This is a genomic window from Paenibacillus sp. M2 (assembly GCF_046713495.1).
Classification (GTDB): domain Bacteria; phylum Bacillota; class Bacilli; order Paenibacillales; family Paenibacillaceae; genus Paenibacillus; species Paenibacillus amylolyticus_B.
On record NZ_CP169648.1, the window covers coordinates 403,218 to 420,161 of the forward strand.

A 16,944-nucleotide genomic window follows, 5' to 3' on the forward strand; every position below is an offset into this window, starting at 1 on the left:
AGCGATTAATTATAGATTATTGCAATTGCAGTGCTGCTGCTGTTTTGGTTTCAACTTCATCCAAAAGTGAAGTCATGTCCATACCCGCGTGGTTGCCAAGCAGGATAATGGTGATATCATCGGACAGATTACGTGAAAAGGCTGTAGCAAACCCGCCACCACTACCGTTGTGGAAGACGGTGCGGTTGGTTCCATTCTCTTTGAGAATCCACGCGTAGCCGTAGTTTTTATCGGAGTAAGGCTCATACATCTGTTCAATCGTATCCTGGCTTAGAATCTTGTCCGTATACAGCGCACGATCCCATCTCAGCATATCGTCCACCGTGGAATAGATGGTTCCTGATCCGGATTGGGAAACATAATAAGGGGCAGTTACCCATGCGTTATCTTGTTGAACAAAACCACTAATCGTGTGCACTTTACGGGAAGCCTCTCCCGAATTCTTCATGCCAAGTGGTTTCAATATCGTCTGTTGCACGTAGTCGGCATAACTCATGCCGGATACCTGTTCAACGACGTATGCAAGCAAAACATAACCGCTGTTGCTGTATAGATAGGCACTCCCCGGTTCAAACTTCAGCGTTTTTTGACGAATTTCTTCTACAGTCTCTTCCATAGAAGTTCCTTCACTCCGACCAAATGCGGATGGCAGACCTGAAGTCTGGGATAACAGCATATGCAGCGTGATCTGATCTCCCTTTGGTATACCAGAGATATACTTGGAGATTGGATCTTGCACATTAATCTTACCATCCTCCACCAGACTCAGAATGGACGCGGCCGTGAAGGATTTGCTCAGAGATGCGATCCGGGTCTTCTGATCCGGGCGATTCAGCGTCTGTTCATCGGCAAGTCCGTAGCCTTGTCTTAGCAGAACTTCACCATCGCGGGCAATCAGTGCCATACCTGGATAGTTGATCTCGCGCAGATACGTATCTACGCTGGCAACTTCACTGTTCAGCAGGCTGACTTGATCCGTGAACATATTCACACTCATCTGACCCGTAGCTGTACGTTGGACCTTGATATCTGCCTTAATTGCATTAGCCATGGCCCGGACAGGCACCATCAACGTACCATTAATGGTACGTGAATTCACACCTGTAGCGAGATTAACCTGGTTTACCTTAATGGAGTTGCTGCCAGCCTGATGGACCAGCTTGTCTCTGCCAACGGTAATGGTAGCTATCTTGGTGTGATTGTCCCATTTCAACGTGCCTTTAACGGATGTCACTACATCCCGCAATGGAACAAACGTTGAGCCTTTGATGATAAGTGGTGCGTTCTTCCAGGATTGTTGCTCACCATTCACTTCAATGTGAACTGCTTGCGTTGCCTGCGCTGCGGATGCCGTGATACCGACTTGTCCCAGAATCGGGCCTGCGCACAGGATGAACGCTAACAGGATACGAAACATGGATGAATATACCGTGGAAACAGGTTGTTGCATGTGTGACTTGCGTAAGATTTGAATCCTCCCCTTCCAATCGTTTCATGAATAGACAACTTATGAGCATTGTAAACGATCTCGCTTAGAGGGTCAAAACGATTAACGGATATATTTCATATCATGTGATCAAATCATTTAAATTAAATTTGTACCAATTTAGTATCTATACATAATATTTTTACAGCGATTGTCCGATAAAAGGATGGGTGAAGATTATGATGGGGGATAGTTATATGAAGAAAAGGATTCGAAATTGGTTTACTTTAACCGTAAAAAAACGCCTGATTGCTGCATTGCTCCTGTTCCTGATTGTACCGAGCATTACCGTTGGTTGGTTGTCTTATCAAAAAGCTGCTGACCAGGTTAAGCAGGAAATTATTCGTTCCGCACAGGCCAAAACAGAAATGCTTAGTCTGCAGATAAATCAAATGCTGGATATGGAGAAGGATAACGCAGCACAGATGGCTGCGGGTATGACTTCAAACGATATCATTAATAAATCCCCTGCACTTCAAAGGCAGATGGATCGGATGTCTCAGAGTCATAAGGAATTGGGTGTACTCACCGCAGGTGCGGAAGATGGCAGCTGGATGAAATCTCCAGAATCCGAGGAACAGAATTATGATCCTCGAGAACGTTCATGGTATACGATGGGCATGTCTCAGGATGAGCCTGTAATTTCAGATACATTCCAATCGGCTTCGACGGGTGAATGGGTTGTGACCGCGGCGGTCAAGCTGGCTGATGGCAAAGGGGTATTCGGGGCCAATGTCAGTCTCAATCATCTGAAAGAATCCGTAGATCAGATACGTATCGGTAAAGCAGGAAAATTGTACATGCTGGATAACGGGGGTAAATTCCTGTTCCACTACAATATTGAATCCGGTACACAGTCGGATGAAAGCTACATTAATGAGATGTATACGAAGGAAAGTGGAACGGTGAAGTATACATATGATGGTCACGAAGTGGAAGCTGTGTATTTCACCAATCCGGTTACAGGCTGGAAAATTGTTGGCGAGATGGTTCCTTCGGAAGCAACTGAAGCCGTAATGCCTATTTTGATTCGTTCCATTACAATTGTGGCATCTGCATTGGTTATTGGGCTGATTCTGCTTGTTTTCATTATTCGCAGCATTCATCGGCCATTACTGCAATTAACACAGGCAGCATCGAAAGTAAGTGCCGGGGATCTCACCGTTCGGGTAGGTTTGCAGCGCCGGGATGAGTTCGGACTGCTTGGAGAAAGCTTCGACACGATGACGACTTCACTGCGTAATGTGCTTGGAGAGGTACATGATACGTCCAGCCAGCTGGCGGCATCTTCGGAAGAGCTGATGGCAAGTTCGGAGCAGACATCGAAAGCCACAGAACAGGTGGCTGAACTGATGCAGGATGCAGCTGCAGGAACGACTTTGCAGAACAATAGTCTTGCTGCTACAGGTCAACTCGTGGGCGAAATGTCCATTGGAGTCAAAGAGATCTCATCAAGTGCTGAAGACACCGCTCGTATCGCTCTGGATGCTTCCACCAAGTCGGAAGCGGGCATGGTGACAGTGGAAGAAGCGGTTACCCATATTCAGCAGGTGAATGACGAGAGCAAAGCCATGTCTGTGGTCATTGAGGATCTGCGCGCGAAAAATGAAGAGATTCTGGTGATTGTGGCCGAGATTACGGCTATTGCCAAGCAGACGAACATTCTCGCATTGAATGCATCCATTGAAGCTTCAAGAGCTGGTGAGCAAGGGCGTGGATTCGCGGTTGTAGCCAACGAAGTGAAGACACTGGCTCACAGTTCAGGCGCTTCAGCTGAGCGGATTAATGAGCTTATGCATGAGATGCAGGAGAAAACCAATGCGGTGCAATCCACTTTTGCCCGTACGGGAGAAGGTATGGTGAAGAGTTCGCAGATGATTACAGAGGCAGGCGAAGCATTTAATAACATTCGTACTGCGGTACAGTTGGTGGCTGCACAAGCTGGAGAAGTATCCGCGGCTTCCCGTCAAATTGATGGTGGCATGAGTCATGTCAACAAGGCAGTAAGTGATACCATGGTTCTGTCGGACAGAATTGCCTCTGGAACGGAAGACGGATCAGCGGCGGCTCAAGAGCAGTTGGCTACAATGGAAGAGGTTGCAGCTTCTTCGGCAGCATTGTCACGTATGGCTGAAGATCTGCAAAGCATGATTGAACGGTTTAAGTTGTAACAGGGATTGAAATGAGACTGCAGGGTTGCGACCCTGCGGTCTTTTTTCTGTTGAACAAGGGGCATCCGTTATGTTTTTAAACACAGCATTCTTTTCCGTCATGTTGACACATAATAAACAAAACTATATTATATCTATAAATAAACAAACAAAATTATAAAATATTTGATTATTATACGGTTGGAATCACCATACAATGATAAAAGGAGCTTTACATGAAATCATCGGAATCCTGGTTGCAAACCGCTTCATTGGAAGAGATCAAGCGTGGTTATATGGAGGAGGGTCCCGCCTATATATGTGTCTGTTGCGGATACAGGACGGAATCGGGGATTATCTACCCCGAAGAAGGAGTGCTCTATGAAGCAGCCCGTTATATGCGAGTGCATATTGAGAAGGTTCATGGGTCGGTATTTGAGTATTTACTGGAGTTGGATAAAAGCGTAACCGGATTGTCTGATGTCCAGCGGGGCTTGTTGTCACAATTCTATGAAGGCAAGAAGGATGCTGAAGTACAGAAGACCCTTGGCATCGGGAGTGCTTCCACGATTCGGAATCATCGGTTTGTATTGAAGGAGAAGGAACGTCAGGCCAAAATATTCCTGGCATTAATGGAACTCCTCAAAAGCAAGGATACCCAGAGTCCAGCCGAATGGGTGTCGCCGGTGACAAGGCACGAACATACGATCCATCCGAACTCATTTGATATTACAGAACAGGACCGTGAGAAGGTGCTAAACAAGTATTTTCCGGAAGGCACCAGCGGTCCACTGACGACGTTTCATATGCAACAAAAGCATAAATATATCGTGCTCACCGAAATTGCCAAACGATTCGAGACAGAGCGCCAATATTCCGAAAAACAGGTCAATGAGCTGCTGAAGGAAGTTAATGATGATTACGTGGAAATACGGAGGTATCTCATCGACTATGGTTTGCTGGAACGTGAGCCAGACGGCAGTCAGTATTGGCTGGGAAGCAGCACAGATCAACAGAGCGCCGAAGTTGGAAAACAGGAACGTAAAGAAAAGGGGGAGCAGGAGAAGATGAATCGTCGCAAAGAATTGCAGGAACAGGCCAAAGAAGTCAAAACGGAAGCGGGCGTCTACCAGATTCGAAATGAACGTAACGGCAAAGTTTATATCGACAGCACACTTAACCTGAAAACCATTAATGGACAACGGTTTATGTTACAGATGGGTAGCCATCTGAATCGAAGGTTGCAGGCTGAATGGAATGAATATGGAGAGAATGCGTTTGTGATCGAAGTGCTGGAGACATTGAAACAAGATGATAACCCGTATTACGATCCCAAAGATGCACTCGCCAAATGTCTGAATCGCTGGTTTGAACAGTTAGAGCCCTACGGAGATCAAGGGTACCACGGAGATAAAAAGCCATCTGCTGATTAAGCGGGAAATTTTCCTCTCTAAAATGCCTGACCTTTTATAACCCAAAAGCCCCTTTGCCAATATGATGGCAAAGGGGCTTTTGTATCATAGACTACTTGTTAAATAAGTTGAACCAGTCCTTTACACGATAACAGCGATTGGAAGGTTATTCTGTCATCGTAGTGTTAGTGTAAACAATCTTTAGTTCAACGATTACAGCTTGAATTGTTCCACCAGCTTCTGCAGCTTGTGGGCCAGATGGGCAAGGGAATCAGCAGAGGATGATATCTCCTGCATGGAAGCCACTTGCTCCTCCGTAGCAGCGGAGATGTTCTCCGTTCCATCGGCATTGGTTTCAGATATGGCGTGGATCTGATCAATGGATTGCACCACTTCGGCTGTACTTGCAGACATCTGTTGTGAGGCGGCTGCAATGTTCTCAAGCTGATGATTGACGACCCCAACAGCCTCACTAATCTGGGCAAAAGCTTCATCTGCAAACTGAACGGCACGAATGCCGTTGCTTACATCCTGTTGCCCGATCTGTACATTGTGATTGGCCAATGAAATCTCCTGTTGAATCGCTCCGACCATCTCTACAATCTTCTGGCCTGAAAGGCTGGATTGTTCTGCCAGCTTGCGGACTTCGCTGGCAACAACGGAGAAGCCACGTCCATGCTCACCTGCACGTGCTGCTTCAATAGAAGCATTGAGAGCAAGCAAATTGGTTTGTGCAGCGATATCTGTAATGACAGATACCATCTCACCAATGGATGTGGAATGCTGTCCAAGTCGTCCAGCAGTATCTGCCATACCTTGCACAAAGCGACTCACGGAACTCATCTCGGATACGGCCGTCTGCATGGTTGCATTCCCTTTATCCGCGAGCTCACTTGCTTGCATGGCAGCTTCGGATACTTGCTGTGTGCTGTTCGTTACCTGTCCTACACCTCCAGCAAGCTCATTCATCTGTAGTGCCGTATGTTTCAGGCTGCTGGTTTGTTTCTCAAGTCCAGCTGCGGATTCTTCCGTGATCAGGGCGACTTGCTCAGTTGCTTTGGTTGTCTCCGATGAGTTGACTGCCAATTGTGTGGATGAGGCGGTTAACTCGTCAGCCGTGTGTCGCACGTCCTGAATAACGGTTCGCAGGGATTCGCTCATCTTATTGAAGCTGGTGCTCAGCTTGCCGAATTCATCCTGTCCTAATACAGCAACCTCGATGGTCAGATTACCATTACTAATTTCGTCAGATGCCTTCACCAAGCGGTTCAGTGGTTTGGTGATGGATTGCACGATCCAGAAAATAATGACGGAGCTTACCGCAATTGCAATCGCTACAACAATAAGTGTGGTGTATAGAATCGGACGGACAGAAGCCGTCACTTCCCCACTGTCGATGACACCAACCACGGTCCAGCCCGTCGTTTCATTGGTGGAGAAAAAGGCGTGTTCCTGATTTCCATTTAGTGTATAGGTCAGACTTCCGTTTTTCTGTGCAAAAATGTCTTTATAGGGTGCCATGGTTCCTTCGGTCCCCGGTTTTTCGGTAGGATGTACAATGATTTTATTGGCATTATCAATAATATAGATATAACCCTTCTCGCCAATCTTCGTGGAGTTAACCGTCTTCGAGAGGGCTTCAAGCGACAGGCTGACAGAGACGACACCATGGCCATCCGCTGAGGTCTGAGCTACCGAAGCAACAACATTGCCGGTATTGCTTGATAAGTAGGGGGTGATTACGGTAGGGACATCTTTGTTCTCCGTAGCAGCCTGATACCACGGGCGTTCGCGCGGGTCATATCCTTCTTTGTTCACCGCAGTTACAGGGGAGTTAATATACACGCCCTGATCGGTACCGATGGAGGCAAGTTCCACGTCATCATGCGTTTCCTTATAAGCGTCGAGCAAGGTTCGGATGGTATCTGTTTCGTCACCCTGATTGGGTCCGACATTACCTGCGTCCAGCTGACTTGCCAGGAAATCAACATTTTTGCGTGTTGCACCAATGATCTGGTCAATGGTCTGGTTGAGCACAGTAACACTGCTGATCGCGTTCTCATACATTTTCTCTTCAACCTTGGCATCGGCTGTTTGGAAAGAGATAATGCCGAGACTAATGGTTGGAATGAGCAATACAATGGCAAATGACAAAATCAGTTTCTCTCTCATCTGCATTGTTCTTTTGACCCCTTGTTTACGATTTTTTTTCATACACATTCCCCCTCTGTGTAACCCATCCCATATCTAGTGGACAAGCTCATCTGGTAAAAGATATTTCATTCCAACCTTTCCAGAAGTTTCTGGTGCTATCGTATGACAAATTTCGCGTTTATTCAACATAATTTATGAGTTTCGCGAAAATATTTTTTGATTTTATAGGTATTTAGGATTACATCTGTTCTATAAAAAGGAATCTGTCTCTCCCTTAGTGCACATCTTGTGGTATATTTCTGAATTAATGTGAAATGAAATTTTGCAAATTGCGAAATCCACAAGGCATGTACCTGATCATGTTGAATACACAAAGAAGTTGTTTTCATGAAGAATGGACCTGAATGGATCTACATCCATATATATCGGTTGATGGAGACAAAAATTGGAGAGGGGTTGTACCGCAGTTGGACCAAAGTACACTACAGATATCTGGACAGGAGAACATGGAAGAGGTCCGGGATCAAGCTACATTCATGCAGGGGGTCAAAGATTGTATCCCAACCCTGCTTGGTTATTTGAGTATTGGCTTTGCGGCGGGTGTCATTGAAATGACCGCAGGTCTGAGTCTGGCGGAAACAGCTCTGCTCAGCTTGATTTTATATGCAGGATCGGCTCAGTTCATTGCAGCAGGCATGCTCGCATCGAATGGGTCAGCAGTAGCTATCATGTTCACCATATTTTTTGTGAATCTTCGTCATTTGCTGCTCAGCGCAGCTGTATCACCGTATTTTCGGCATCTGACCCCGCTTAAAAATATGTGGATCGGTTCATTGCTTACGGATGAGTCTTTCGGTGTGGCGATGACACGTGCGATTGGCAGGGAAAGGCTCAGTGAACGCTGGATGCACGGTCTGAATATTACCGCATATCTGAACTGGTTCGTGGCTAATATGGCGGGAGCGTACTTTGGACGCTGGATCACCAATCCGGAACGACTGGGCCTGGATTATGCCCTGCCAGCGATGTTTATCGGACTGGTTGTACTCCAGTTGGTGCATCGTAAAAACAAAAAAATACACATTAATGTGGCGATCATCGCTGTGGTCTGTGTAATCTTCGCCAGCATGGCTTCACTAGGCAGCATGAGTGTCATTGTGGCTGCGGTCATTGCGGCAACGATGGGAGTGTTCATGGAACGATGGAAGTAAGATGGGATGTATTCTGGATTATTATGGGGTCAGCGCTGTTAACATTTATTCCGCGTGTACTGCCACTGATGCTGTTCAGCAAGATACAGATTCCGGTGTGGTTGTTACGCTGGCTGGAGTATGTACCTGTAGCGGTCATGGCAGCACTGATTGGTCAGGAACTGTTCATGTCGGACAACCAGTTAGTGCCGATTACGCAAAATGCAGCTCTGTGGGCATCTCTGCCTACGATTGCAGTAGCGATTTGGACACGCAGTCTGCTGGGAACCGTATTGGTTGGTATTGTGGCTATGATGATACTGCGATATTGGATCGGATAATTGCCAGATTGTATTGTAAAACCCGGTAATTCCTTCGCCTGATCGGTTAATAATGTTCTATAAAGGACAGATAGCCTATCTGAGCGAAGGGAGCTGGATTCATGAGTGAACTGAAGCGCAAGCTGTTAATTACGGGAGCTGCAGGAGTCATTGGTCGCAGTCTGCTGGAGGGGCTGAGAGCCAAGGGTACGTATGACATCGTTGCGGCTGATCTGCGTGAAGACGAGGAAGCTGGCATTGTAGCCATGGATGTGACAGATGGGGAACGCCTGAAGGAACTGATGCAGGGGGTTCACGCCGTTCTGCACATTGCATGGGCCAAGGATGAGGAAGATTTTCTGGGCAAAGTTCTGCCGATCAACGTAACCGGAGCCTACCATGTGTATGAAGCAGCTCGGTTGAATGGTGTTCGGCGGGTGATCTTCGCAAGTTCCAACCATGCAACAGGCTTCTATCCTACTGGTGAAGATATTGAAGTGGATGACCCGTACCGACCGGACAGCTTCTATGGACTTAGCAAATGTTATATTGAACTGCTGGGACGTTATTACGTTGACAAATATGACCTGTCCTCATTTAACATTCGGATTGGAAACTTCTCAGGTGATACATACCCGCACTCGGAGCGCTCGGCTCATATTTGGATATCACCAAGGGACATGGTCCAGCTTGCTGAGTGCTGTATTGAAGCCGATCCAGATATGAAGTATCTGAATCTGTACGGGACTTCTGCGAATACAGATAATTACTATGATATTAGCTATCTGGCGCAGAAGATTGGATACCGCCCACAGGATGATGCAGCCGAATTGTGGGAAGAGGCAAAGCTTAGAGGCGTACCCGACAAACAGGATGAGACAGCCTATCAGGGCGGAGGCCATGTGGAGAAAGAACCAAAAGATTCATAAGATGGCGACACTCGGTGATGAAAACGCTATTTTCTATTGTGACCGAAAGGGATAAAATGGAGACTGAGGTGTTCAGTGTTTCCATTTTGCACAAGAGGAAGGAACGATTTCAATCATGAGTACAAGTCCATCCGTTATATTGTTTCAGGGAGACTCAATTACAGATGGGGGAAGATCACGCAATGACGATCCGAATCATTTTCTCGGACACGGATATGCGTATCTAATCTCTAGCAAACTGGGTATGGAACTGGCGGGCAAGCATAAGACCTTCTATAACAGAGGTATCAGCGGGGATCGGGCATCCGATCTGTACGCACGCTGGAATGAGGATACCATTAGTCTAAAACCGGACCTGATCAGCATCCTGATTGGTGTTAATGATGCCTGGCGCACGATGAATGGTGAACCTAGCGGGGTAACGGATCGTTTCGGACGGGCGTATCGCCATTTGCTCGAAGAAACTCGGGAAGTGATGCCGGATACGGGGCTGATTTTGATGGAGCCGTTTATTCTGAGAACCGGAGCAACCGCGGAGAAATGGGAAGCCTGGGAAGCGTATATCGGTCAATATCAGAAACTGGCTCAAGGTCTTGCTGAGGAATTTGGAGCTGTGTGGGTACCATTGCAGCAGACGTTTAATGACGCTCTGAAACAGGCGGATGCAGCCTACTGGTTATGGGATGGCGTACACCCAACCGCAGCAGGTCATGAGCTGATTGCACGCCAATGGTTGTCTGTTGTACAGAATTCTTCGCTTGCGATTGTGTAATAACAACAACGGACAGTTGCGATATGGGCAGCAGCACTATAGGTATATAGGATTAGTTGAGGACATAAGATAGTTAAGAATATGAGATAGCCATAAAAAGCCTGTGGACAGGCAGAATGCAACGGAGGACCTGACGAAGGTTCTTCGTTTTTTTGTGTTGGGAAGGAGAAGGACGTTACGTCGTGGAAAGGGTTCTAATGGATAATTCTTCAAAAGTGCTATTATATCCGGTAAAATGAAATCGATTACATTATAATGTGAGTATGACAATCCATTAACGAAGAGTGGTGAATCCAGTGGAAGATTCCATTCACGAAGTCGAAAATGAAAATATAATTCAACGTGGAAACGAGAGCAGAACATTGAGTTCCTTAAGTGCCGACAGACTCTTGGAGAAGTTATCCCGGCCTGATTTGGCTTCGTTATACACAGACTTGAAGGCTTACGCTGAACGTGCCTTGAAAGAACCCATGCCTTCCTTGTCGTTCCGTCTATATCGACAGTTCAGTGATATGGGTGAGCGAAAAGCCTATGAAGAGGCTTATTTCAATCGAAGAGGCAGGCTGGCTGCTGTGGCGATGCTCGCATTAGACACAGCTAGACCGGATGCACTGCAGGCGCTGGAAGAAATGTTGTGGGACGTGTGTGGTGAGTATACGTGGTGTTTGCCCGCGCATCTGGGTACGGGAGAGGTCAACCAGGTGAATGGGAACATCGATCTGTTCGCCGCAGAGACAGTACATATGCTGGCCGAGATGGTGACCATTCACGCCGAGCGGCTGGATCGCCTTGTCATAGAGCGAATCAGGTCTGAGGCAGAGCGACGAATCTTCATCCCGCTATACCGGGAGCAACGGAAGTTCCACTGGCAGACAGCGGATCACAACTGGTCGGCGGTCTGTGGTGGGTGCTGTGGCATGGCCGCATTGTTGCTGCTCGATGATGAGTCCACACTACAGGAATCGATCTCCCATACGGTCAGCTGTATGAACGCATTCTTGAGCGGATATGGCGAGGATGGCGGCTGTGCCGAAGGTATTGGATATTGGGTATATGGCTTCGGTTACTTCACCTATTATGCCGAATTGCTTCGCGAATATAGTGAGGGTGAACACAATCTACTAACGGGTTCCAAAATAACAGCCATTGCAGCCTTCCCGCTGCGAGTTCATCTGTCAGGCGGAACATTCGTAAATTATTCGGACAGTGCCGAGCAGGAAGAGATCCCTTCCGGATTACTCTCCCTACTCGCGTCACGGGTTGGGTTGCAGGTGGATCTGCCACTTCATATTCCACTCCTTACAGATGATCACTGTCATCGCTGGGCTCATCTGTTGCGGAACGTGATGTGGAGCGATCCGGCAGTATATGGTGATGAAGAAGCCTCTGGACAGGTTGAACGTGGATTTATTTTTCAAAATCTGGGCTGGATGGTTGCGAAGGGTGTGCTTCATTCTCCGGGTAAACAACGTTCCAGCGGCGCGCCCCTTCATGTGGCTATTTCCGTTAAAGGCGGGCATAACGATGAACCTCACAACCATAATGATCTGGGTCAGTTCATTATCCATTGCGGTGGTGAGAATATCCTGTGTGATCCGGGAGCAGGGTTGTATACCCAAGCGTATTTTGCGCGAGGCAGAGAGCGCCTGTTCCACATCTCGTCATCCGGTCATAACGTTCCGCTCATTGAAGGCCAGGAGCAAAGCTCGGGCCGGCAAGCGCAAGCCCATGTGTTAGAGGCAAAACTGGCAGCGGATGGCGGTGAGCTGAATACAACATTGGATCTGACATCCGCATACCCTGGAGCTGCTTCACTGGCTCGTTATACACGTCAATTCCATTGGGCATTGAATCCTGACGGCAGTAGAGATGGAGCGGAATTGCGTCTGATTGACCGTTTTCAATGGAAGAGCAGGAGGGAGTCTTCGGCAGAACGATTCTCTTCGGTGGATGATTCAGATGCAGGATGTTCGAGCGTAGTGGAGCGATGGATAAGTAGATTACAGCCTGAGGTGGTGAAGAGCGGTAATCTTCGCTGGCAAGGAGTACATGAAACGGTCCATATGGCGTATGATGCGAACCAGTGGCAAGTCCATACGGAGGCAATAGAAACAGTTGATCATGGCAATGTTCCCGTCACATTCTATCGGACGTCACTATCATGGACAGGTGTGATTGATGAGACGGATGTTCGGACAGAACGCCCTAATCCACTTGAAACGGTATGTGAGGTACGCTTCATCATTGAACCGAAAATGGAAGAAACCGAGGTGAGCATGCGTGAATAAATATACATCTGCGTCCACGTATCCATGGAAAGACGAACTCGAACATTACCATACATTGGCAGAACAAGCGGGCCCCGCTCCGACAGACGGCTGGAATCGGGAGCGCAAGTTGGCACTTGTTGAAAGTGTTGTTCGCGCTTACACAACATATCAGGACAGCCAGGGTGCAATTATCGACCCGTTCTCGGGTGTGGAGAGGTATTATTCTACACCGGCCTATGCGATGGCTGCAGCAGTTCTGGTTGACGCGGGACGTACAGATCTGCTGGATTCCGCAGCGGTAGCCCTGTCACAGAGCATTGATGCCGTGGTCAAAGGTAGCGCACCTGACAATCACCCTGATTTTTTTCCGGTGCTCATGATGAGAGCTTATATGTTGTTGAAGTCACATCTGCCTGAACAAGCACAGATCTGGGCTGAGGCACTCAAGACGATCAGTCCTGAACAAGACTATGTATTTACGATGAGCAAGATGAACAATCCCAATCGCATGATTAACTGGAATGCCATTATGATCTCTGGTGAATATCTGCGGTGGCATGAACAGCTGGCAAATGAGGGTACAGCGTGGATGGATCGTTATTTGGAAGCCTATCATCTGCCCCGGTTTACAGCCCTTGGGTTGTATCAGGATGGACCGCTGGACCGCCCGAATTGTCCATTTTCCTATGATATTGCCACCCGTTATCACCTTGGGGTGATGCTTGAGGCGGGTTACGAGGGAGCCACTGCCGATAGGTTACGTGAGCAGCTGCGCCATGGTGCCTTCAGCTCGTTACTGACGCTCTCGCCGCTAGGTGAGATTCCACCGCGTGGTCGCAGCTCCCAGCATCAGTGGAATGAAGCGGCGGCGGCTTATGTATGTTCTACACATGCAACGCAGGCTCTGGAGGCGGGTGATCCGGTGATGGCGGGTGCTTTTGCACGTGCAGCCAATCGGTGTTTTGCAGCTGTTGAGCGCTGGAAAATGGATGATGGACGCTTGAAAATTGTGCGCAATGAATACGCGCCAGAAGATCGGCACGGGTACGAGATCTATACCAACCACACCTGTTACAACCTGTGGACGGCAGCAGCGCTGGCTCACGCTTGTCTCAGTGATCCGGGAGACGATGTGAGCGAAGTGTACCTTCCTTCCGAGTTAGGCAGCAGGGTTTTGCAGACCGATGGGTGGTTTGAAACTGTCATTGCTTCCATACCTGGTCAGCAACTGGTATTACACACGGCGATGAATGATCCGTATACGATCCCTGGTTTGGTACGGATTCAGCAGACGGGGTTACCTGGTCTGATTGGTCCGTCCGCTGCCAGCCATGTGCAGGCAGGATTCACGGAATTTGCCGAAGGGGTGGTCCGCCCGCTCAGCTATTGTCCTGCATGGAAGACACCAGATGGGATATGGCACAGTCTTGCAGAGGGGATTCCATCCGGTGGTGCATATGATCGTGACGTTGGATTGGACCCTGCACAGGGAGGAGGTTCCATTGTGTACGAGAAGGTGGGCCAGGATACGCCGAATCAAGTAGAGGGACATCTGGCGGAAAGAGCGGCGGAAGAGGGAGTAAACACCTCCGAGAATTCTTTTGCTGTGACATGGGTTGGTCCCTTGCCCGGCGTGGAAACATTGCGCACTCATTATGTGCAGCAGGCAGACTTGCTGACCATAACGTATGAATTCGAAGGTGAGATCGCAGCGGCAGGTGCACTCATTCCGTTGATGTTCCATGATGGTCGTGAACAGGCGGTGATTACCCATACGGACCAAAGTGTGCGCACTACGTATCGGGGGGCATATGTAGAATCTACAGCGCTGGATCAGGAAGCCATTATTCATCTGGAGGATCAGGCCGTGGCTTCCCGTAATGGGTTGCTGAAAGAAGCGCGGATTGAAGTGAATGGAGCGCGTAGTCTGTCCTTTACGATCCGATTGGGTGAGGTTACACAGGAAGGTGTTTAGGTCGAGGATCATTAGACCTCGAAACATCTCGATGATAGTTAAACGTGTTATATGTGGGATGATTGGTGTTATTTAACTGATCGATATTGCAGTGACGGCAGAAGACATTATAGATAAGTTGAGGTCGAACTGGAGCATCACGCAAAGATGTCCGGTATTGAATCGGGGAGGGATATGTTTATGAACACATCAACGTCGGTAAAATGGCTCGAGGAAGCGTGGCAACAGGGAGCTGCCAAAACGATTCGGAATGTAAAGCGGATCAAGGATACATTTCCGCACATTGCTCCGCAAGGGACGTATGACCAGAATGATCCGGAATGGTGGACAGCAGGTTTCTGGCCTGGCCTGTTATGGTTGGTCTATGGGGATGCACCGGAAAGTGAAGCGGTCGCTCCGCTGCATCGCATTGCCGAAAGTTGTGAGCGGCAACTGGAGGGGTGTCTGCGTGATCCTGAATCGGTGGATCACGATCTGGGGTTCATCTGGCTGCTTAGTGGCGTAGCCAACTACCGCCAGACGGGCAGCATGGATGGACGGCGACGTGGCATGCTTGCCGCCAATCTGCTCGCTGCCCGGTTCCACGTGCGCGGTGAGTTCATCCGCGCCTGGAACTTCAGCTCGTCAGCAATGGATACGCGCGGCGTAGCCATCATTGACAGCATGATGAACCTTCCGCTGCTCTACTGGGCATCCGAGCAGAGCGGCGACCCTCGCTTCCGCTGGCTGGCGGAAGCTCATGCGGACACCGTGGCGCGCGAATTCATCCGCGCTGACGGGTCCATCTGCCACGTGGTGGAGTTCGATCCACACACGGGGCAGAAGCTGCGAGAGCATGGCGGACAGGGCCATGCTCCAGGTTCCGCCTGGGCGCGGGGCACCGCCTGGGCGTTGCACGGGTTTGCGCTGTCTTTCCGGTATACGGGCGAAGCCCGATATCTGGAGACAGCGGAGCGTGCGGCCGATTTCTTCCTCGCCATGCTTGGCGAAGAGATCGTGCCGATGTGGGATTTCCGCGCACCTGCGGAGCATCAGGTGGCGTGGGACTCGTCCGCTGCGGCGATTGCCGCGAGCGGGTTGCTTGAGCTGGCGAAGCTGTCGCCACGCGGGGAGACCTATGCCGCCGCGGGAGAACGTATCGTCCGCGGCTTGCATGAGCACTATAGCTCCGGCGACTCGGCAGCGGAAGAAGGTTTGATCATGCAGGGGACGGTACATTACCCGGAAGGACGAGGGTTGAATGTGCCGATTATATACGGCGATTATTTCTATATGGAAGCGCTGGCGAAGCTGCGTGGACATGCGGGTTTATTTTAAAGAGGAAATAAGAACGATACAAACGATCATCACCTGTCCGCCTGAGGCTGTATCCAATAGGAGGAACGATATTCCTTCTATTGGAGGCGGCGTATACTTAAGCTTGATCTAGGAATAGACCAATCATATCAGCGGACAGGCTTATGATAACTTTATGAAAAGAATCACTTTTCACTTCGAAGGCGTACGTCTCAGGATGACAAAGTCGGCAGAAGATTGATCTGGATAGCGCTGCGGAATAATCTCATGAACTTTGAAATCAGGGTAGTCGAAGAGATATTCGAACAGATTACGGTCCTGGATTGTATCAATCCCCGGGTTGCCGTTTTCTTTCAAACGGGTGTAAAGCACCACCCATGCTGTTGAGGAGTGCAGAATATCATAGAGGGTATTACGAAAATCCGTTTCATCCGTGATGTGATATAACACATCCAGACAGACCGTCAGATCGGCTTGCAGGAAACCTCGGTTAATCCATAGTCCTGGTGTATACAGCATGAAACTCTTGGAAGAATCCTTGGCAAATTGGGAAGCACAACGCTTTACTGAAGAAGCCGCTACATCCACGCCCAGGTAGTCCTCATAATTCATGTATTGCAACTGGTTGCCATCCCCACATCCAAACTCAATGACACGATGAATCCCTTCACGTTGAATCAGTCCATTCACGACCTCGGCCTTGAATTCAGCCAAAACCCCGTATGAACCCCTCCCGGAAGTTTCACCCGAACGATATGTTTCCTCCCAATACCCGATGTAATCAAAAGGCTGACGCATTATGTTTCCTCCAATCCTGTTAAAAGAAGTTCAAGACAGTCAATATACATAGGTATGCGCAATATTCGCAGGTATGATCGGTTGAAACAGGAATAGAAGATAAATTAATTTCCATAGAATCCCTGAAAATTTCCTGAAAGTCTAAACATCTGGAAAGGACTTGCCGACATAAAACATAAGGAAAAAAATGAT

12 protein-coding genes are annotated in these 16,944 nt (G+C 48.6%); 9 read left to right on the forward strand and 3 right to left on the reverse strand.

What is annotated here, in order from left to right:
* Positions 1–16: 16 nt before the first annotated feature.
* Positions 17–1,450, reverse strand: coding sequence for a serine hydrolase (locus ACETMN_RS01975; RefSeq protein ID WP_091019963.1), 1,434 nt, complete (start codon positions 1,448–1,450; stop codon positions 17–19).
* 233 nt (positions 1,451–1,683) lie between these two features.
* On the opposite strand from ACETMN_RS01975, the gene ACETMN_RS01980 reads away from it, so the two are divergent.
* Positions 1,684–3,657 carry a methyl-accepting chemotaxis protein gene (locus ACETMN_RS01980; RefSeq protein ID WP_179198655.1) on the forward strand — a complete coding sequence of 658 codons (1,974 nt, stop codon included), beginning with the start codon at positions 1,684–1,686 and terminating at the stop codon, positions 3,655–3,657.
* 215 nt (positions 3,658–3,872) lie between these two features.
* A complete protein-coding gene (locus tag ACETMN_RS01985) occupies positions 3,873–5,069 on the forward strand; it encodes a DUF2087 domain-containing protein (RefSeq protein WP_091019967.1) in 1,197 nt (398 codons plus the stop codon).
* Between the two features lie 192 nt (positions 5,070–5,261).
* Here the strand turns inward: ACETMN_RS01985 and ACETMN_RS01990 are convergent, their stop codons facing one another.
* A complete protein-coding gene (locus ACETMN_RS01990; RefSeq protein ID WP_091019969.1) occupies positions 5,262–7,262 on the reverse strand; it encodes a methyl-accepting chemotaxis protein in 2,001 nt (666 codons plus the stop codon).
* A 446-nt stretch (positions 7,263–7,708) separates the two neighbouring features.
* On the opposite strand from ACETMN_RS01990, the gene ACETMN_RS01995 reads away from it, so the two are divergent.
* The 7 genes from ACETMN_RS01995 to ACETMN_RS02025 all read left to right on the forward strand — a co-directional run bounded on the left by ACETMN_RS01995 (position 7,709) and on the right by ACETMN_RS02025 (position 15,975).
* The gene (locus tag ACETMN_RS01995) at positions 7,709–8,413 is read left to right on the forward strand and encodes an AzlC family ABC transporter permease (protein WP_223199960.1); all 705 of its coding nucleotides are present in this window, start codon (positions 7,709–7,711) and stop codon (positions 8,411–8,413) included.
* On the forward strand, positions 8,404–8,733 hold the full coding sequence (locus tag ACETMN_RS02000; RefSeq protein ID WP_091019970.1) for an AzlD domain-containing protein: 330 nt from the start codon (positions 8,404–8,406) through the stop codon (positions 8,731–8,733). Before ACETMN_RS01995 ends, ACETMN_RS02000 begins: the two co-directional genes overlap by 10 nt.
* A gap of 110 nt (positions 8,734–8,843) precedes the next feature.
* The gene (locus tag ACETMN_RS02005) at positions 8,844–9,641 is read left to right on the forward strand and encodes an NAD-dependent epimerase/dehydratase family protein (protein WP_091020030.1); all 798 of its coding nucleotides are present in this window, start codon (positions 8,844–8,846) and stop codon (positions 9,639–9,641) included.
* 115 nt (positions 9,642–9,756) lie between these two features.
* Entirely contained in the window at positions 9,757–10,413 is a 657-nt protein-coding gene (locus tag ACETMN_RS02010; RefSeq protein ID WP_091019972.1) for an SGNH/GDSL hydrolase family protein, read from the forward strand.
* Between the two features lie 362 nt (positions 10,414–10,775).
* Positions 10,776–12,701, forward strand: coding sequence for a heparinase II/III family protein (locus tag ACETMN_RS02015; protein ID WP_143786579.1), 1,926 nt, complete (start codon positions 10,776–10,778; stop codon positions 12,699–12,701).
* On the forward strand, positions 12,694–14,658 hold the full coding sequence (locus ACETMN_RS02020) for a glycosyl hydrolase (RefSeq protein WP_091019976.1): 1,965 nt from the start codon (positions 12,694–12,696) through the stop codon (positions 14,656–14,658). The genes ACETMN_RS02015 and ACETMN_RS02020 overlap by 8 nt, the downstream gene beginning before the upstream one ends.
* 180 nt (positions 14,659–14,838) lie before the next feature.
* Positions 14,839–15,975 (forward strand): glycosyl hydrolase, encoded by a 1,137-nt coding sequence (locus ACETMN_RS02025; RefSeq protein ID WP_411735695.1) that lies wholly within the window; start codon positions 14,839–14,841, stop codon positions 15,973–15,975.
* Between the two features lie 171 nt (positions 15,976–16,146).
* Here the strand turns inward: ACETMN_RS02025 and ACETMN_RS02030 are convergent, their stop codons facing one another.
* Entirely contained in the window at positions 16,147–16,752 is a 606-nt protein-coding gene (locus ACETMN_RS02030) for a methyltransferase domain-containing protein (RefSeq protein ID WP_091019980.1), read from the reverse strand.
* Positions 16,753–16,944 lie beyond the last annotated feature (192 nt).